Below are 17,151 nucleotides of genomic sequence, written 5' to 3' on the forward strand. Positions count from 1 at the left end.
ACCAGCAGCATCCCGGGGCATGAGACGACGTGGCTTCCTCGGGCTGATGGCCCTCGCCGCCCTGGCGGGCTGCGGCACCGGCGCGGCGGGCAACACCGGCCGCCTCACGTTCACCAACCCGCTGCGCATCCCGCCGGTGCTGGACCCGCGGCCGGGCGCGGACGGCGTGAAGCGCTACCCGCTGGCGCTGCGGCCGGGCGAGACCGAGTTCCTGCCGGGCAAGCCCGCCCGCACCTGGGGGATCAACGGCGGCTACCTCGGCCCGACCCTGCGCGCCCGGCGCGGCGACCGCGTCGCGATGGCCGTCACGAACCTCCTGCCCGAGGCGTCCACCCTGCACTGGCACGGCATGCGCCTGCCCGCCGCGATGGACGGCGGCCCGCACCAGATGATCGCCGCCGGCGGGACGTGGACCCCGGCCTGGACGGTCGACCAGCCCGCCGCCACGACCTGGTACCACCCGCACCCGCACGGCGTGACGGCCGAGCACGTCTACCGGGGTCTGGCGGGCATGTTCATCGTCGACGACGAGCACTCCGCCGAGCTGCCGCACACCTACGGCGTGGACGACGTGCCGCTGATCGTGCAGGACAAGGTCTTCGACGCCGACGGCCAGTTGGAGGAGGACTTCGGCGGCACCTGGGGCCTGCTCGGCGACCAGATCCTCGTCAACGGCACGCACAGCCCGTTCTTCGAGGTCAAGGCGTCGCGGACGCGGTTCCGCATCCTCAACGGGGCCGGCGCGCACGTCTTCACCATCGGGTTCGCCGACAACCGGGAGTTCCAGGTGATCGCCTCCGACGCCGGTCTCCTGCCCGAGCCGGTGACCGTCGACCGGGTGAAGGTCAGCCCGGGTGAGCGGTTCGAGGTCGTGGTCGAGTTCCAGCCCGGCGAGACGGTGCTGCTCAAGGGCTTCGACGGCGACTCGGTGATCGAGGACGGCGACTACGACCTGCTCGAACTGCGCGCCGCCGCGACCCTCGCCCCGAGCCCGGCCCTGCCCGCGACCCTCGCCGCCCGCCCGCCGGTCGAGCCGGGCGCGAAGACCAGGACGTTCAAGCTGGGCGGCTCGAACATCAACGGCCGGAACATGGACCCGGCCCGCATCGACGAGGTCGTCCCGGCGGGCGCGCGCGAGGTGTGGGAGATCGACAACATCACCTACGACCACAACTTCCACGTGCACGAGGTGGCGTTCCGCATCCTCGACATCGACGGTGCGGAACCCCCGCCCCACCTGCGCGGCCCGAAGGACACCGTCTACGTGCCCGGCAAGACCAAGGTGCGGCTGGCGGTGGAATTCGGCCACCACACCGACCCGACCATGCCGTACATGTACCACTGCCACATCCTGGAACACGAGGACAAGGGCATGATGGGCCAGTTCGTGATCGTCGAACCGGGCACCGAGGACAGCACCCCGCGCACGCTCTCCCTGACCGGCGCGGGCCACGCCCACCACGGAGGCTGATCGGGGCCGGACCCGGCGCCGGCCGGTGTCAGGCCGCGAACCAGCGGTCCAGGACGGCCGCCGCGCCGTCCTCCAGCACGGTCCCGGTGACGGCGTCCGCCACCTCCTGAACGGTCGCCGGCGCCTGGCCCATCGCCACCCCGTGCGCCGCCCAGCGCAGCATCTCCACGTCGTTGTGCCCGTCGCCGATGGCCAGGGTGTCGGACTCCGCGACCCCCAGCTCCGCGCGCAGCAGCTCCAGCGCCGACCCCTTGCTCACGCCCGTCGGCGCGACGGTCAGCCAGGGCTCGCCGTGGTCCACCCACCAGGCCACGTCACCCAGCGAGACGTCCGCCAGCCGCAGCGACACCTCCTCCGGCGTGCGGCCGATCCACCGCATGACCAGCCGGGACGTGGGTTCCGCCGTCAGCTCCGCCAGGTCCACCTCGCGCACCACGCCCCACAGGTCGCCCTCGGGGAACCGGCCCAGCGACCGGTTGCCCTCGCCGGTCACCTCGGTGGCGAACACCGCGCCGGGGAACAGGTCCCGCAGCAGCTCGACGGTCGGCCGCGCGTCGAACGCGACCTGCCGCACCACCTCGCGGGACGACGTGTCCCACCACACCGCGCCGTTCGAGCAGATCGCGGTGGTGCCGCGCAGCTCCAGGTCGTCCACGACCGGCCGGGTCCCGATGAGGCTGCGGCCGGTGGACAGGACCACGTGCGCGCCGTGGTCGACCGCCCGGTGGATCGCCGCGCGCACCGCGGGGGCGACCTCCTCCTGACCGACTCGGGTGATGGTGCCGTCGATGTCCAGGGCGATGAGGCGAGGTCTCCAACTCACCGGCGTCACCCTAATGGACGGCTATTAATGAATAGTGGTTCAATAACTGGGTGCCACGACCGCAGTCGATCAGCGACGAACGGCTCCTCACCGCCACCGCGACCGTGATCGGCCGCAGGGGGCCGGGCTTCACGATCGCCGACGTGGCGCGCGAGGCCGGGGTGTCGGTGGGCACGGTCGCGCAGCGGTTCGGGTCGAAGGCGGGCCTCCTCCGCGCGCTGACCAGGCAGACCACCGCCGACGTCGAGCGCCGGATGCGCGCGGCGGCGGAGGGGCTCGACCCGGTCGAGGGGCTGCGGCGGGCGTTGCTGACGTGGTTCGAGGGCATGACCGACCCGGTCGAGGCGGGCAACCACCTCGCGCAGCTCGGCGTGGACCTGATCGACCCGGACCTGCGGGCGCTGCTGGCCGAGCACTACGCGGCGACCGAGCGCACGGTGCTCGCCCTGGTGCGCGCGGCGGACCTCCCGCACGCGCCCGACCCGGAACGCGCGGCGCGGGTGCTCACGGTGGTGGTCTTCGGGGTCTCGATGGACTGGTCGGTCCGGCCGCGCGGCGCGCTGGCCGATCGGCTCGCGGAGGACGTGGACGCGGTGCTGGACGCGTGGAAGGGGAGATGAATGTCGTTGGAGGGCAAGGTCGCGGCGGTCACGGGGGCCACTCGCGGCGCGGGTCGGGCCATCGCGGTGGAACTGGGGGCGAAGGGGGCGACGGTGTTCGTCGGCGGGCGGTCGACGCGCGCCGCGAAGTCGTCCATCGGGCGGGACGAGACGATCGAGGAGACCGCGGAGCTGGTGACCGCGGCGGGCGGGCGCGGCATCCCCGTGCGGTGCGACTTCACCGTCGTCGAGGACGTGGACGCGTTCCGCGACCGCATCGAGTCCGAAGTGGACGGACAGCTCGACGTCCTGGTGGACGACGTCTGGGGCGGTGAGCAGGCGGTCGAGTTCAAGCCGTTCTGGGAGGTGGACCTGGAGCGGCAGCTCGGCATGTGGCACAACAGCGTCCGCGCGCACCTGGTCGCGCTGCACCGGTTGGTGCCGCTGGTGATCCGCAAGCCGGGCGGGCTGGTCGTGGAGGTCACCGACGGGGACGACGACGAGTACTACTCGGGCATGCTGGCCTACGACTCGGTCAAGGTCGCGGTCCGGCGGATGGGCCGCGTGCTCGCCAAGGACGTCGACAAGTACGGCACCACGTCGGTCGCCGTCACGCCGGGGTTCCTGCGGTCGGAGGAGATGCTGGCGCACTTCGGCGTCACCGAGGAGAACTGGCGGGACGCGGTGCCGCAGTCGCCGCACTTCGTCATGGCGGAGAGCCCGCACTACGTGGGCCGCGCGATCGCCGCGCTGGCCGCCGACCCCGACCGGCACCGGTTCACCGGGCAGGCGCTGGCGTCCTGGACCCTCATGCGCGAGTACGGGTTCACCGACATCGACGGCACCCAGCCGGACTGGGGCCGCTGGAACGAGGACGTGGTCAAGGCCGAGCTGGACCCGACCACCGTGGACGCGTCCAAGTACCGCTGACCGAGTCAGGGGGTGCCGGTGGCCCCTATTGGCTGAACCACCGCGTTCCGCCGGTCCGTACGGCTCAGCAGGTCACGAAGGGAGAACCTGATGAGCCGCAGGATGCCAGACCAGGGCCGCGCTCGGCGGTGGACCATCGCGGCGGGACTCGTCGCGGTGGTCGCCGCCGGCGCGGGCACCGCCCTCGCCATGGGCGGCGGATCGGCGCGATCGGCCTGCCAGGGCCAGGCCTTGACGTTCTCCGCCGAGGGCGGCGCGCCCGGGGTCACCAGCAACCGGTTCCCCGCCGGCACGCGGCTCCGGATCACCAACCTGGACAACGGGAAGTCCGCGACCCTGCCGGTGGTGGGCGTCTCGGGCAGCTGCGCCCTGTTGAACAGCGCGGCGATGGAGCAGCTCCGCGAGCCCGGCAAGAACCTGATCCGCCGCAACACCGTCGAGGTGGTGTCCCCGGCCGCCGCCACGACGTCCGCCCAGGCCCGACCTTCCGGTCAGCAGGTCTGCAACGGCAACACTGTCACCGTGTCCGGCGACGGCGGCGCGCCGGGCGCGACCAGCGACCAGTTCCCGGTGGGCACGCAGCTCAAGATCACCAACCTGGACAACGGCAAGTCCACCACGGTCCCGGTCGTCGGCCCGTCGGGGAGCTGCGCGCTGCTCAACACGGCGGCCTTCGAGCAGGTCCGCGAGCCCGGCAAGTTCCTCATCCGCCGGGCGCTGATCGAACGCGTGTGAGCCCGCGTCCGGCCCGGTCAGACGTCGCCGGGCCGGACCAGCCCGGTCTCGTAGGCCAGCACCACGGCCTGCACCCGGTCCCGCAGGTCCAGCTTCGCCAGGATGCGCCCCACGTGCGTCTTCACCGTCGCCTCGGACAGGAACAGCTTGCGCGCGATCTCGGTGTTGGACAGCCCCTTGGCGATCAGCACCAGGACCTCGCGCTCCCGCTCGGTCAGCACCTCCAGCACGGCCGCGTCCCGCAGCTCCCCGCCGCTCTCGCCGAGGAACCGGCTCAGCAGCCGCTTGGTCACCGACGGCGAGACGACCGCGTCCCCGGAGGCCACCGCCCGCAGCGCCGAGACCAGGTCACCGGGCGGGGTGTCCTTGAGCAGGAAGCCCGATGCGCCGTTGCGCAGCGCCGACAACGCGTACTCGTCCATGTCGAACGTGGTCATGACCAGGACCTTCGCCGTGCCGGCCTCGGCGATCCGCTTGGTCGCCTCCACGCCGTCCAGCACCGGCATGCGCACGTCCATCAGCACCACGTCCGGCTTGAGCGACGCGGCCATGTGCACGGCGTCGAGGCCGTCGCCGGCCTCGCCCACCACGTCGATGTCCTCCTGCGCGCCGAGCACCATGCGGAAGCCCATCCGCATCAGTTCCTGGTCGTCCACAAGCAGTACTCGGATCACGCTCTCCACCCTATGACGGCACCACCGGCAGCACGGCCCGGACGCGCCAGCCACCACCGGGGTTCGGACCTGCCTCCAACGTGCCACCCAGCACGCCGGCCCGCTCGCGCATGCCGATCAACCCGTTGCCGCCGGATACCGCGACCAGGTCGTGCGGCGTGCCGAACCCGTCGTCCACGACCTCCAGCGCCACGTGCTCGCCCGCGCGGGCGACCCGGACCACGGCCGACGCGCCGGTCCCGGCGTGCTTGAGCGTGTTGGTCAGCGCCTCCTGCACGATCCGGTACAGCCCCAGCCCCAGGCCGGCGGGCAGGTCGGCGAGGTCGCCGGAGGTCTCCAGCCGCACCGGCAGCCCGGCCGCGCGCAGGTTCTCCGCCAGGTCGCCGAGGTCGGCGGCGCCCGGCTGCGGCGCCCACTGCGTGCCCGACTGGTCCTCCTGACGCAGCACGCCCAGCAGCCGGCGCAGCTCGGTCAACGCCTGCCGGCCGGTCTCGGCGATGGTCCGCACGGCCGCCTCGGCCAGCTCGGGCTGCGACTTGATCGCGTACCCGGCCCCGTCGGCCTGCACCACCATCACCGACACCGCGTGCGCCACGACGTCGTGCAGCTCGCGCGCGATCCGCGACCGCTCCTCGCCCACCGCGATCCGCGCTTGCTGGTCCCGCTCGGTCTCCAGCAGCTTGAGCCGCTGCTCCAGTTCCCGCTGGTAGGCGCGCCGCGCGCCGACGAACTCGCCGAGCGCCCAGCTGAACCCGAAGATCACGACGACGAGGAAGACCAGGAACACGGCCTCGGGCACCCCGCCGACCCGCGCCACCGCCCACACGACGGTGCCCAGCGCGAGCCACCCCGCGTAGAGCAGGGCCGGGCGGCGGCCGACGAACGCGACCATCGTGTAGAGCGCGACGGCCAGCGCGAAGTCGGCCGGCCGGACGGCGAGGCCGGTCTCCAGGGTGCCGTGGGTGAGCAGCTGGATGACGCCGCCACCCAGGATCGTGTAGCTCGACCCGACCGGGTACTTGCGGCGGAAGGCCACCGGGACGATGAGCAGCAGCGAGACGAAGAACAGCGTGGGCGGCGTCACCACGTCGCCGTAGGACACCATCGCGCCGAGGTCGAACAAGAACAGCAGCCCGGCGATCAGGGAGTCCCCGAACACCGGGTGAGCACGCATCCACAGGCTCAGCCGCCGCACGTCACCAGCCTAAAGAGAGGTCAGACCGAGCGCGTCGCGCCACGGTCTGACCTCGGTCTAGTCCTCTGGACGGATGACGTGCACGGGCCGTCCGGTGATCGTCTCAGCGAGTCGTCTTGATCTGCCTCGGGTCGATCTGCGTGGGGTCCACCCGGGTCGTGTCGACCGGGCGGCCCCGCGTGGTGTCCACCGGCGGGACCGGCTCGACCCGCACCGCCTGCGACGGCACGTTGTGCTCCCGCTCGTACAACCGGTGCTCCTCGGCCATCTCGTCGGCCAGCTGTTGCTGGAGCTGCCGGTCGCGGATGCGACCCAGGATCATCATCGTCACCGCGTGCACCAGCGCGAGCAGCAGGAGCACGACGCCGAGCTTGACGACGACGTCCTTGACCGGGTCGCCGGTGTCCACGGTGATGATCGACACCAGCGCCAGCAGACCCAGCACCACGAGGTGGAACAGCACCGTGGCGAGCGCCGTCATGGACCGGGCCGCTTCCGGGTCGCCGTACGCCCGGTTCATGTAGGCCCGGCCGCTGCGGTAGATCAGCTGGCCGTCGATCAGCACCAGAACCACGCCGAGCAGCAGGAAGACCGCATAACCCTGTTCCATGACGTGACCTCCCTCTCCGCCGTTGGCAATACCCCGAGCGGCCCGTTCGGAAACCGGACCCGGACCCCGCGTGGCACGATCTCCGTCGTGACAGCCCAGGCGCAGCAGCTCGCCGGCCCGCTCTCGGCGGCCGTGGCGAACCTGTGCGTGCGGCTGCAACCGCAGGTGTCGCCGACCACCGCGGCCGGGTTCCGCGAGGTGCTGCGCCGGTTGTCCGCGCCGTTGCAGGTCGCGGTGGCGGGGCGGATCAAGTCCGGCAAGTCGACGTTGGTCAACGCGCTGATCGGCCGCCGGGTCGCGCCGACGGACGTGGGCGAGTGCACGCGGCTGGTCACGCGCTTCCAGTACGGGACGGTCGACCGCATCGAGGTGGTGTTCACCGACGGGCGCAAGCAGGTGCTGCCGTTCGACGCGAACGGGGGCATCCCGGCCGAGCTCGGCGTGGACGTCGAGCGGGTCTCGCACATCGAGGCGTACCTGACCAACGCGGTGCTGCGGGACCTGACCGTGATCGACACCCCGGGCCTGGGCTCGCTGGACGCCGCGTCGGTCGCGCGCACGGAGGCGTTGCTGGGCAACGAGCTGGACCCGGTGTCGCGCAGCGCGGTGGCCGGCGCGGAAGCCGTCCTCTACGTGGTGACCCAGGGCGTGCGGCAGGACGACCAGCAGGCGCTGGCCGCGTTCACCGCCGCCACGGCGAGCCGCGAGGCCGGCCCGGTGAACGCCATCGCCGTGCTGAACAAGGCCGACACCATCGCCGCGGAGACCGTCGAGGGCGCGGACGGCGACACGTGGCAGGCGGCGGTCCTGCTCGCCGAACGCCAGGCGCACACCCTCAAGCCGCGCGTGGCGGACGTGCTGCCGGTGATCGGCCTGGTCGCGGAGTCGGCCGAGACCGGCGGGTTCACCTCGGCCGACGCCGACGCGCTGCGCAAGCTGGCCGAGCTGGACGACGCGACCCGCGAGACCATGCTGATCTCGGCCGACCTGTTCGTGAGCTGGGAGTGCGACGTGCCGGTGGGCGTGCGCACGCGGCTGCTGGAGAAGCTCGACCTGTACGGCATCCGCTGCGCGCTGACCGCCCTGGACGCGGAGCCGGCGATCACCGCGGGCGCGTTGCGCCGCAAGCTGCTCGACGCGTCCGGCCTGGAAGGGGTGCGCGGCAAGCTCAACGCGGTGTTCCGGTCGCGCGCCGACGGGATCAAGGCCGCCGCCGCGCTGGCGTCGGTGACCGCGCTGGCCGCCGCGTCCGGCGACCCCGGCGAGCGGCAGCGCGTGCACGACGCCATCGAGGTGCTGCTGGCCAAGCCCGAGGCGCACCAGTTGCGGCTGCTGGAGGCGTTGACGCTGGTGGCGTCCGGCGCCGTGGCGCTGCCCGCGGACCTGGCCGACGAGGTGCTGCGCTTCGGCACGTCACCGGACCCGGCCGAGCAGTTGGGCCTGCGCGGGCGCCCGCCGCAGGAGCTCATCGCGTACGCGCTGGAACGCGCCGGCTGGTGGCGGTCCTTCGCGTCGTTCGGCGCGACACCGGCGCAGAGCCGGGTCGCGCACGTGGTGCACCGGGCGTACTTCCTGATCTGGCAACAACTCCGGGGGCGGCGATGACGGACGGAACCCAACCTGCGCCGACGGCGTCCGACCCGGGTGTGGAGACGACCATCGCCGGTGAGCTGCTCGACCAGGCGCTGGCCGAGCGGCGCGCCCTGGTGCAGCTCTGCCTGTACGCGTTGGACCGCGCCCGGTCGTCGGGCGTGGTCGAGCGGATCGAGGAGGGCCTGGCGGGCATCGGCGTGACCGCCGTGCGGCCCGACGGCGAGCGGTTCGACCCGTCCCGGCACGAGGCGGGCGGCACCGTGCCCACCGACGACGCGTCGCTGGACGGCGTGGTCGCCGAGACCGAGGTGGTCGGGTTCGTCGACCGCGGGCGCACGCTGCGCGCGCCGATCGTCACGGTCTACACGGCCCGATGAGCACGCTCCCGCAGACCGTCCGGCAGACCCGCGAACGGCTGACCGCCCTGGTGCGCTCGATCGACCCGTCGGCGGCGTCGTTCGTGGAGACCCGGCGCGGCGGTCCCGCGTCGGTGGTGGTCGTCGGCGAGACCAACCGCGGCAAGTCCTCGCTGGTCAACGCGTTGCTGGCGACGCCGGGCCTGTCGCCGGTGGACGCCGAGGTGGCCACGGCGGCGTACCTGGTGTTCCGGCACGGGCCGGAGTTCTCGGCGCGGGCCTGTTACGCGGGGTCGATGTCGCCGGTGCCGTTCGAGCGGTCCGAGCTGGTCAACTGGGTGTCGGCGGCGCACGAGCTGCCGGAGGGCATGCTCCCGCCCCGCTACGTCGAGGTCGAGGCCCCGATCCCGCTGCTCGAACGACTGTCCGTTGTGGACACTCCGGGGGTCGGCGGGCTGGACTCGGTGCACGGCGAGCTGGCGGCCGAGGCGGCGGCGTCCGCGACGGCCCTGCTGTTCGTGGTGGACGCGTCCGCGCCGTTCACCCGCGGCGAGCTGGACTTCCTGCGCACGGTCGGCGAGCGCGTCGAGACCGTGGTGTTCGCGCTGACCAAGGTCGACCAGTTCCGCGGCTGGCGGACCGTGCTGGAGGCCGACCAGGCGCTGCTGGCCGAGCACGCGCCCCGGTTCGCGGGCGCGGTGTTCCACCCGGTGTCGTCGCGGATGTTCGAGCTGGCCGCCAAGGCGCCGAACCCGGACGCGGCGGCGATGTTGCGCGAGCGGTCCGGCGTCGGCGAGCTGCAGGCGGCGTTGCAGGAGCTGGTGGTCGGGCGCGCGGCGATGCTCGGCGAGGCGAACTCGTTGCGCGCCTTGGCGACCGTGCTGGACGAGCTGGTGGCGCGCGCGGACGCGGACCGCCGGGCGCTGTCGTCGGGCGAGGAGGAGGCCGAGGCGCTGCGCGAGCGGCGCGACGAGCTGAACTCGCAGCGCCGGTCGTCCACCCGCAGCTGGCAGGTCAAGCTGCGCGGCGAGGTGCAGCGGGCGCGCGTCGAGGGCAGCCACGAGGTCAGCCGGCAGATGCGCGACGTGCAGACGTGGTTCCGGTCGGCCATCGACGCGGCGTCGCGCGAGCAGCTGGCGGCGCTGCCGCACCAGGTGGACGCGGCACTGCAGGTGGTGTCCGGGCGGATCAGCGCCGGCCTGGCGCACCGGTTGCAGCGGGTCGCCGACGCGGCCCTGGCCGACCTGTTCGCGCCCGACGAGCTGGCCGTGATCCGCGGCCAGTTCGCCCGCGGCGCGACACCGCCGGTCGTGCTGCGCCCACCGGACAAGCGCGCGCCGACGGCCGAGGACAAGCTCCTGGTGTTCATGGGCGTGACCGGCGGCCTGGGCGCGGGCCGGCTGGCCGCGCTGCCGCTGGCCGGGCTCGGCGTGGCCGCGCTGAACCCGATCGTCCTGCCGGTCACGATCGTGCTGGGCCTGGGCGCGGGCTGGTGGATGGCCCGCACCCGCAAGCACTCGGCGGACAAGCAGCACCTCAAGCAGTGGCTGTCCGACGCCATCGCCGACGCTCGGTCCACAGTGGACCAACTGGTGGCGGAGCAGCTGATCGAGGCCGAGCAGGCGCTGTCGCTGGCCCTGGACGACGCGTTGGGCAAGCGCGTGGACGCCATCGAGGCGGAGCTGCGCGAGGTGGACAAGGCGCTGCGCATGGAGGCCGGCGAACGGTCGAAGGCGCTCGCCGCGGCGACCCGCCGGGTGACGGAGCTGAAGGCCGGCCGGGCGAAGGTGGACGACCTGCTCTCCCGCATCCGCGCCCTGCGCGACCGCACCTGAACCCTGGACCGGTCAAGGCGCTGCGTAGCCGTATCCCGACAAAGGGTGACGCGGGTTCCGCCCCGGAACCGAACAGGCATAACGTGAGTCCTACCGGTACTTGTGCGGCAGCAGGAGGGTGGGATCCGGTGTACGTCGACGAGACAGGCGCTTCCGACGGCGAGCTCAAGGTCACCGTCGAGGACGAGGAGTACACCGCCGAGGCGACCTACGACCTCAACGACGACGGCGTCGACGAGTCCGCCGTGGTCGAGACCGACGACGGCGGGCACCTCGCGTTCAGCGACACCGACGGCGACGGCGACGCGGACCTGATGAGCACGTTCGACAAGGACGGCGAGCTGGTCGGCCAGGCCCGGTTCGACGAGGGCTCCGGCGAGTGGATCGCCGTCGAGCCGTCCGACGACCACTCCCAGCAGACCAACACCAACGCGGGCAAGTCCATCGTCGTGGACGTCGAGGACGGGCCGGACCAGAACGTCGGCCCGGCCACCGAGGACACCGACGGCGACGGCGCCGCCGACACCGCGGTCGTCAAGGACGAGCAGGGCGACACCTGGCTGTTCACCGACGCCGACGGCGACGGCAAGGCCGACCTGGCCACCGAGATCACCGCCGACGGCGAGGTCACGATGTCCAAGCACACCGGCGAGGACGAGTGGACCGAGGTCGAGCACGGCCGCATCGACCAGAACGGCAAATACGTGCCCGACGGCCGCGACGGCCTCGCCGAGGACAGCGACGAGGTGTGGGCGGCGGCGGAGGAGCGGAAGGTCACCGTCAGCGGCGTCGTGCGCATCGACTCCGTGACCGGGCAGTGGATCAGCCCGAACTAGGGGTGGTAGCGGCCGGCGATCTCCGTGATCTCGCCGGCGCGGTTGAACGTCAGCCGGGGCGCGTGGACGGCCGCCCCGGCGAACTGCTCACGCGTGCACTCGACCGTCCCGACCCCGCTGAACAGCGCGACCTGCACCCCGCGCGACGACCCGCACCCCAGCGGCAGGTAGAACTCGGCGTCCGCCGCGAGCCGTGCGGTGTGCCGGTGCTCCGCGCCGTCGAGCGCGTGCACGTCGGTGTTGTTCGACTCCGCCGGCCGGATCTCGGCGTCCCGCCACACCACGGTGCCGTCGGCGGAGATCGAGTCGATGACGGCCACGTCCACCGTGCGCGGGGACAGGAGCAGCCACGCGGCGAGCACGACCAGCGCGCCGAACGCGCCGACGGCGATGCGGTTCTTCACGCCGGAGGAGACGCACCGCCCGTGCTCCGGTTGCGCCCCGCCCGCCACAACGCTCGGGGCGGTGTCTGGCTAGAGGCGGTGTCGGGCGCGGCGTGGTGCTGGGCAGGGTGGGTGTGCGGCGGGGTGGGTGTGCGGCGGGGTGGGTGTGCGGTGTGGTGGGTGTGCGGCGCGGTGGGCCACCCGGCGGCGCACCGGCACTTTCCCCGTCGCTGAACCGCACGACCGACGAGCCGAACCGACCGCCCGAAAGTCGGACATTCTTCGTGCAATTCTTGCGCCCCAACGTGAGAGCGCTCTCACAACGTTACGAAGTCGCAACCCCGCCGTGTGGTCACCGCCGCACCGCCGTGCCCTTGCATTCCCGGAACTAAAGCCCAGGTCACAGCGGGGTTTGTGATGATCGGGTGCTGAATCGATTCCAGAATCGGTTTTGTGAGAGAGCCGACAGGTCAGACGTGCGTTACCGAGGATTAACCCGGCTAACCTCCGTCTATCCCCTTAAACGGCACGCCCTCCACCGGGCGGGCGGAGCCATTCCCGAGGACGTCCCACCAGGACACCGGCGTCCACGTGGGCTGGCGCTCAGCTAGGAGACGAGACGAGATGACGGCAGTGACCATTCCCGGTCTCGACCACGCACCTACCAACCACGCGCGCCTGCTGTCCTGGGTGCGGGAGGTCGCCGAGCTGACCTGCCCCGACGAGGTCGTCTGGGCCGACGGTTCCCAGGACGAATGGAACCGCCTGACCGCCAAACTGGTGGACGCCGGGACGTTCGTCCCGCTGAAGAAGAAACCCAACTCGTTCTGGGCCGCCTCCGACCCCACCGACGTCGCTCGGGTCGAGGAGCGCACCTTCATCTGTTCGGTCGACGAGGCCGACGCCGGCGCCACCAACAACTGGATGGACCCGGCCGAGATGAAGGCGATCATGACCGAGCTGTACCGCGGCTCGATGCGCGGTCGCACGATGTACGTGATCCCCTTCTGCATGGGCCCGCTGGACGCCGAGAAGCCGATGCTGGGCGTCGAGATCACCGACTCCGAGTACGTCGTCGTCTCGATGCACATCATGACCCGCATGGGCACCAAGGCGCTGGCCCGCTTCGGCGAGGACGCCGAGTTCGTCAAGGCGCTGCACTCGATCGGCGCGCCGCTGGAGCCCGGCCAGGCCGACGTGTCGTGGCCGTGCAACGAGACGAAGTACATCACCCACTTCCCCGAGGAGCGGACGATCTGGTCGTTCGGCTCGGGTTACGGCGGCAACGCCCTGCTCGGCAAGAAGTGCTACTCGCTGCGCATCGCCTCGGTGATGGCGCGCGACGAGGGCTGGCTCGCCGAGCACATGCTGATCCTCAAGCTGACCTCGCCGGAGAACAAGGCGTACTACATCGCCGCCGCGTTCCCGAGCGCCTGCGGCAAGACCAACCTCGCCATGCTGGAGCCGACCATCCCGGGCTGGAAGGTCGAGACCCTCGGCGACGACATCGCCTGGATGCGCTTCGGCGAGGACGGCCGCCTGTACGCGGTGAACCCGGAGAACGGCTTCTTCGGCGTCGCGCCCGGCACCGACTACCACACCAACCCCAACGCGATGCGCACCATCGAGAAGGGCAACTCGCTCTTCACCAACGTGGCGCTGACCGACGACGGCGACGTGTGGTGGGAGGGCATGGGCGAGCCGCCGGCCCACCTGACCTCGTGGAAGAAGCAGGACTGGACGCCGGACTCGGACGAGCTGTCCTCGCACCCGAACTCGCGCTACTGCACGCCGATCGCGCAGTGCGACATCAAGGCCCCCGAGTGGGAGGACCCGAAGGGCGTCCCGATCTCGGCGATCTTCTTCGGCGGTCGCCGCGCGACCACCGTCCCGCTGATCACCCAGTCCCGCGACTGGCAGCACGGCGTGTTCATGGGCGCGACGCTGTCCAGCGAGACCACCGCGGCGGCGGTCGGCCAGGTCGGCGTCGTGCGCCGCGACCCGATGGCGATGCTGCCGTTCATCGGCTACAACGCCGGTGACTACTTCCAGCACTGGATCGACACCGGCAAGTCGGCCGACGCGGACAAGCTGCCGAAGATCTTCTACGTCAACTGGTTCCGCCGGGGCGAGGACAAGCGCTTCCTGTGGCCCGGGTTCGGCGAGAACTCGCGCGTGCTGAAGTGGGCCATCGAGCGCATCGAGGGCAAGGCCGCCGCGCAGGAGACGCCGATCGGCCACGTGCCGACCGCCGACGAGCTGGACCTGACCGGCCTGGACGCGCCGCGCGAGGACGTCGAGGCGGCGCTGGAGTTCAACGCCGACGAGTGGCGCGCCGAGATCCCGATGATCGAGGAGTGGTTCGCGAAGATCGGCGAGAAGGTCCCGACCTCGCTGCGCGACGAGCTGGAGGCCCTGAAGCAGCGCCTCGGCTGAGGTCGTCAGGGGTGCGTGGGACCCGGTGGACAACGACGTCCACCGGGTCTTTCTCTTTGAGGCCCTCGAAGGGGTCTCTTTTTGGTGACTCCGGGTGATTTCCGGCTGGTCCGGAGGTACCAATGGAGTGTGACCCAGCAGGAGGACCTGCCCGGCGGCCTCCACTTCGACGGGCCTCGCGACGTGCAGGTCGGGCCGCAGACCGGCATCGTGCGCTACTACCCGGTGGCGCCGGGCACCACGCCGCCCGAGAGCGCGTCCCCGGTGCCGGAACGTCCGCGCACGCGGTGGTGGTGGCACGTCCTCGGGGTCGTCCTCGGGCCCGCGCTGGTGGTCGCGGGGGCGTTCGCGTGGGGGTACGGGATCGACCAGTTCGACGAGGTGCGCTGGCGCGGTCTGGTGGGCCTGGGACTGGCGGGACTCCTGGTGGGGTTGATGACCTTGGGGCGGCTGTCCCCAAGCGCGCCGCTGGTCGGTGGACTGACCGCGGTGGCCGCGTCGGTGGTCTACGAACTGGGCTACTTCCCGCCGTTGCCGGTGCTCAGGCCGGTGCTGGAGAGCGGCGCGCCGGTCGCGGTGGGGGTCCTGCTGCTCGTTGTGGCGCTGCGTCGGCGGTAGTTGTCCACAGGTTGTGGATGGAGCTGTGCACAGCCTGTGGGTCAGTTGGGGAGCGGCTTGTCGCCCAAGCCCCAGAGGCGTCCGGTGAACGGTCGCGTCGCCTCGGCGTAGCAGACGACCGTGGTGTACCCCTCGGACCAGGCCTGGCTGCCGAACGTGCGCCAGGAGGCGAAGACGTCCGGGCGTCGCGCGCCGACGTACCCGGTGACGGCGTCGGCGCAGTGCTCCTTCGCCTTGGCGTCGACCTGCTCCTTGGACGGGGTGGGGGCGGTGTGCGCGCCGATGTCGAGGACGCCCGGCACGGCCTCGGCCTGGTGCTGTGTGTCGCAGCCGACGATCTTGAGCTGCTCGTCCACCCCCGGTGAGCCCTGCGCGCACAGTTGCACCTGGGCGAAGCCCTCGGCTTTGAGCAGGCTCTTGAGCGGGGCGGTGCGCTTCTTGCGCTGCCCGTCGGGGCTGATCTCGACCACCGTGCACAGCCGCCAGCGGTCGCCGCGCGCCCAGCCGTCCCGGCTCACCCACAGGACCTGCGGTTGGAGGCGGGTCGCGTCGTGGTCGGTGCTGCCGAGGTAGGCGGCCAGGGCGGTGCGGCACGCGGGGAGCGCGCTGCGACGAGCCGGGCGCGGTCGCCGGTGGAGAGCGGGAACCGAGGTCGCCACTGCCGCACGGACGAGGTGAGCTGGAGGCGTGCCCAGTAGAGGGGACGGTCGTCGTAGGCGTCCCACTCGTGCTCGCCCTTGGCGCGGTCCACCGCGCTCCGCCACAGTTCACGCCCGGCTTCGGCGGTGAGGGCCTCCGCGCCGGCCCGCGTCCGCACGTCGCACAGCCGAGCGGCGAACCGCCGCACGACCGGTTCGAACCCGCCCAACCGCACCAGTTCCGGTCCGACCGCGGGGGAGCCGGGGGCCAACGAGTCGTCCAACCGCTGCTCTTCGACGGTCAACGGCGCACTGGTGTCGAAGCAGGCGCCGGCCTCCTCCGCCGAAGCCACCGCGGGGAGCCCCAGCACGCCGAGGCCAACCACCATCGCCATCACGCTTCGCATTCGCCTGATCACCCACCGATCCTGGCGAACCCGGGCCGTCCATCACCACCCCCGACCGTTGACTGTCGGCACGTTGACTCTCAGGCACTCACCCAGGCGTCGTCGGTGCCCATCGCGCCGACTCCCACCCCGGCCTCCGTCAACGCCTCCCGAACCGCCCGAGCGATCCCCACGGCTCCCGGCGTGTCGCCATGAACGCAGATCGAGTCGACCCGCAGCCGGACAAGGTGCCCGTCGATCGACCGCACGTGCCCGTCCACGGCGATCCCCACACACCGCTCAGCGATCTCCACCGCCGAGTGCAGGACGGCCCCTGGTCGTCGCCGGTCGACCAGCGTGCCCATCGCGGTGTAGGCCCGATCCGCGAAGGCTTCATACCGAACCGGCAGCCCCGCCACCGCGGCCCGCTTCAACCACACCGCTCCGGGCAGTCCGAGCACGGGAAGCGAGGGGTCGAACGCCCGGACCGCATCGACCACCGCGTCGGCCTGCGCTTCGTGCGTGCCAAGCGTGTTGTAGAGCGCCCCATGCGGTTTCACGTAGGAGATGCGCGTACCAGCCGCCCGAGCACAAGCGTCCAACCCGCCGAGTTGGTAAAGCACCTCGGCGGTGAGAACGGCAGGCTCGACATCCACGAACCGCCGCCCGAACCCGGCAAGATCCCGATACCCGACATGCGCCCCGACCGAGACCCCGCGAGCGGCAGCAGCCTCACAGGTCCGCCGCATGATCACGGGATCACCGGCGTGGAACCCACAGGCGACGTTGGCACTGGTGACAACCCCCAACAACCGAAGATCATCCCCCACCCCCCACCGCCCGAACCCCTCCCCAAGATCAGCATTCAAATCCACCGCCACCCCTCCTCCCACCTCAACGCGGCCCAGCTACCTATCCACCCACCCACCCGGCTGGCCGCCGCCCGCCCGCCTGCCTGCCGAGCCGCTCGCCCCGCCAGCCGCCGAGCCGCTCGCCCCCAGCCGCCGAGCCACCTGCCGCCCCGACCGCCGCG

General features: G+C 71.9%; 18 protein-coding genes. 10 read left to right on the forward strand and 8 right to left on the reverse strand.

The features are described from left to right. Positions 1–19: 19 nt before the first annotated feature. Positions 20–1,471: a multicopper oxidase domain-containing protein gene (locus AB0A74_RS31555; protein ID WP_358255192.1), complete on the forward strand. Its 1,452-nt coding sequence runs from the start codon at positions 20–22 to the stop codon at positions 1,469–1,471. 28 nt (positions 1,472–1,499) lie between these two features. Here AB0A74_RS31555 and AB0A74_RS31560 read toward each other — a convergent pair whose 3' ends face one another. After that, positions 1,500–2,294 carry an HAD-IIB family hydrolase gene (locus AB0A74_RS31560; protein WP_358255194.1) on the reverse strand — a complete coding sequence of 265 codons (795 nt, stop codon included), beginning with the start codon at positions 2,292–2,294 and terminating at the stop codon, positions 1,500–1,502. A gap of 50 nt (positions 2,295–2,344) precedes the next feature. Between AB0A74_RS31560 and AB0A74_RS31565 the strand changes: the two genes are divergently transcribed. The 3 genes from AB0A74_RS31565 to AB0A74_RS31575 all read left to right on the forward strand — a co-directional run bounded on the left by AB0A74_RS31565 (position 2,345) and on the right by AB0A74_RS31575 (position 4,558). Beyond that, the gene (locus AB0A74_RS31565; protein WP_358255195.1) at positions 2,345–2,914 is read left to right on the forward strand and encodes a TetR/AcrR family transcriptional regulator; all 570 of its coding nucleotides are present in this window, start codon (positions 2,345–2,347) and stop codon (positions 2,912–2,914) included. Then, entirely contained in the window at positions 2,915–3,823 is a 909-nt protein-coding gene (locus AB0A74_RS31570) for an SDR family oxidoreductase (protein ID WP_358255197.1), read from the forward strand. It abuts the gene before it with no gap. A gap of 90 nt (positions 3,824–3,913) precedes the next feature. Beyond that, positions 3,914–4,558 (forward strand): hypothetical protein, encoded by a 645-nt coding sequence (locus tag AB0A74_RS31575; RefSeq protein WP_358255199.1) that lies wholly within the window; start codon positions 3,914–3,916, stop codon positions 4,556–4,558. A 17-nt stretch (positions 4,559–4,575) separates the two neighbouring features. Here AB0A74_RS31575 and AB0A74_RS31580 read toward each other — a convergent pair whose 3' ends face one another. From AB0A74_RS31580 to AB0A74_RS31590, 3 genes are all read right to left on the reverse strand, one after another. Next, positions 4,576–5,232: a response regulator transcription factor gene (locus tag AB0A74_RS31580; RefSeq protein ID WP_343933885.1), complete on the reverse strand. Its 657-nt coding sequence runs from the start codon at positions 5,230–5,232 to the stop codon at positions 4,576–4,578. Between the two features lie 10 nt (positions 5,233–5,242). Continuing rightward, positions 5,243–6,406 (reverse strand): sensor histidine kinase, encoded by a 1,164-nt coding sequence (locus tag AB0A74_RS31585; RefSeq protein ID WP_358255217.1) that lies wholly within the window; start codon positions 6,404–6,406, stop codon positions 5,243–5,245. A gap of 124 nt (positions 6,407–6,530) precedes the next feature. Continuing rightward, the gene (locus tag AB0A74_RS31590) at positions 6,531–7,037 is read right to left on the reverse strand and encodes a hypothetical protein (RefSeq protein WP_358255201.1); all 507 of its coding nucleotides are present in this window, start codon (positions 7,035–7,037) and stop codon (positions 6,531–6,533) included. A gap of 87 nt (positions 7,038–7,124) precedes the next feature. Between AB0A74_RS31590 and AB0A74_RS31595 the strand changes: the two genes are divergently transcribed. The 4 genes from AB0A74_RS31595 (at position 7,125) to AB0A74_RS31610 (ending at position 11,657) form a co-directional block, all read left to right on the forward strand. Next, positions 7,125–8,642: a dynamin family protein gene (locus AB0A74_RS31595; RefSeq protein ID WP_358255203.1), complete on the forward strand. Its 1,518-nt coding sequence runs from the start codon at positions 7,125–7,127 to the stop codon at positions 8,640–8,642. Continuing rightward, complete coding sequence (gene grpE / locus AB0A74_RS31600) at positions 8,639–9,007, forward strand: nucleotide exchange factor GrpE (RefSeq protein WP_358255205.1); 369 nt, start codon at positions 8,639–8,641, stop codon at positions 9,005–9,007. Before AB0A74_RS31595 ends, grpE begins: the two co-directional genes overlap by 4 nt. Continuing rightward, the gene (locus AB0A74_RS31605; RefSeq protein ID WP_358255206.1) at positions 9,004–10,821 is read left to right on the forward strand and encodes a dynamin family protein; all 1,818 of its coding nucleotides are present in this window, start codon (positions 9,004–9,006) and stop codon (positions 10,819–10,821) included. Before grpE ends, AB0A74_RS31605 begins: the two co-directional genes overlap by 4 nt. Before the next feature lie 128 nt (positions 10,822–10,949). Next, the gene (locus AB0A74_RS31610) at positions 10,950–11,657 is read left to right on the forward strand and encodes a hypothetical protein (RefSeq protein ID WP_343933890.1); all 708 of its coding nucleotides are present in this window, start codon (positions 10,950–10,952) and stop codon (positions 11,655–11,657) included. Here the strand turns inward: AB0A74_RS31610 and AB0A74_RS31615 are convergent. Continuing rightward, on the reverse strand, positions 11,654–12,061 hold the full coding sequence (locus AB0A74_RS31615) for a hypothetical protein (RefSeq protein ID WP_358255208.1): 408 nt from the start codon (positions 12,059–12,061) through the stop codon (positions 11,654–11,656). The genes AB0A74_RS31610 and AB0A74_RS31615 overlap by 4 nt on opposite strands. 603 nt (positions 12,062–12,664) lie before the next feature. On the opposite strand from AB0A74_RS31615, the gene AB0A74_RS31620 reads away from it, so the two are divergent. Together AB0A74_RS31620 and AB0A74_RS31625 are read left to right on the forward strand one after the other, a co-directional pair. Next, on the forward strand, positions 12,665–14,476 hold the full coding sequence (locus AB0A74_RS31620; protein WP_358255210.1) for a phosphoenolpyruvate carboxykinase (GTP): 1,812 nt from the start codon (positions 12,665–12,667) through the stop codon (positions 14,474–14,476). A gap of 129 nt (positions 14,477–14,605) precedes the next feature. Beyond that, the gene (locus AB0A74_RS31625; protein WP_358255212.1) at positions 14,606–15,094 is read left to right on the forward strand and encodes a hypothetical protein; all 489 of its coding nucleotides are present in this window, start codon (positions 14,606–14,608) and stop codon (positions 15,092–15,094) included. A 41-nt stretch (positions 15,095–15,135) separates the two neighbouring features. Here the strand turns inward: AB0A74_RS31625 and AB0A74_RS31630 are convergent, their stop codons facing one another. From AB0A74_RS31630 to AB0A74_RS31640, 3 genes are all read right to left on the reverse strand, one after another. Continuing rightward, the gene (locus AB0A74_RS31630) at positions 15,136–15,675 is read right to left on the reverse strand and encodes a septum formation family protein (protein ID WP_358255219.1); all 540 of its coding nucleotides are present in this window, start codon (positions 15,673–15,675) and stop codon (positions 15,136–15,138) included. Then, a complete protein-coding gene (locus AB0A74_RS31635) occupies positions 15,609–16,121 on the reverse strand; it encodes a hypothetical protein (RefSeq protein WP_358255214.1) in 513 nt (170 codons plus the stop codon). The genes AB0A74_RS31630 and AB0A74_RS31635 overlap by 67 nt, the downstream gene beginning before the upstream one ends. A 98-nt stretch (positions 16,122–16,219) precedes the next feature. Beyond that, positions 16,220–16,993 (reverse strand): 5-oxoprolinase subunit PxpA, encoded by a 774-nt coding sequence (locus AB0A74_RS31640; protein WP_358255221.1) that lies wholly within the window; start codon positions 16,991–16,993, stop codon positions 16,220–16,222. Positions 16,994–17,151 lie beyond the last annotated feature (158 nt).

Source organism: Saccharothrix sp. NPDC042600 (assembly GCF_040647305.1).
In the GTDB taxonomy this organism is placed as follows: Bacteria; Actinomycetota; Actinomycetes; order Mycobacteriales; family Pseudonocardiaceae; genus Actinosynnema; species Actinosynnema mutabilis.

Bases quoted from the DNA above. Each gene is read 5' to 3' on its own strand.
- AB0A74_RS31585 (WP_358255217.1), bottom strand. From the start codon at position 6,406: ATGCGTGCTCACCCGGTGTTCGGGGACTCCCTGATCGCCGGGCTGCTG.
- grpE (WP_358255205.1), top strand. From the start codon at position 8,639: ATGACGGACGGAACCCAACCTGCGCCGACGGCGTCCGACCCGGGTGTG.
- AB0A74_RS31590 (WP_358255201.1), bottom strand. From the start codon at position 7,037: ATGGAACAGGGTTATGCGGTCTTCCTGCTGCTCGGCGTGGTTCTGGTG.
- AB0A74_RS31620 (WP_358255210.1), top strand. From the start codon at position 12,665: ATGACGGCAGTGACCATTCCCGGTCTCGACCACGCACCTACCAACCAC.
- AB0A74_RS31635 (WP_358255214.1), bottom strand. From the start codon at position 16,121: ATGGTGGTTGGCCTCGGCGTGCTGGGGCTCCCCGCGGTGGCTTCGGCG.
- AB0A74_RS31570 (WP_358255197.1), top strand. From the start codon at position 2,915: ATGTCGTTGGAGGGCAAGGTCGCGGCGGTCACGGGGGCCACTCGCGGC.
- AB0A74_RS31555 (WP_358255192.1), top strand. From the start codon at position 20: ATGAGACGACGTGGCTTCCTCGGGCTGATGGCCCTCGCCGCCCTGGCG.
- AB0A74_RS31605 (WP_358255206.1), top strand. From the start codon at position 9,004: ATGAGCACGCTCCCGCAGACCGTCCGGCAGACCCGCGAACGGCTGACC.
- AB0A74_RS31575 (WP_358255199.1), top strand. From the start codon at position 3,914: ATGAGCCGCAGGATGCCAGACCAGGGCCGCGCTCGGCGGTGGACCATC.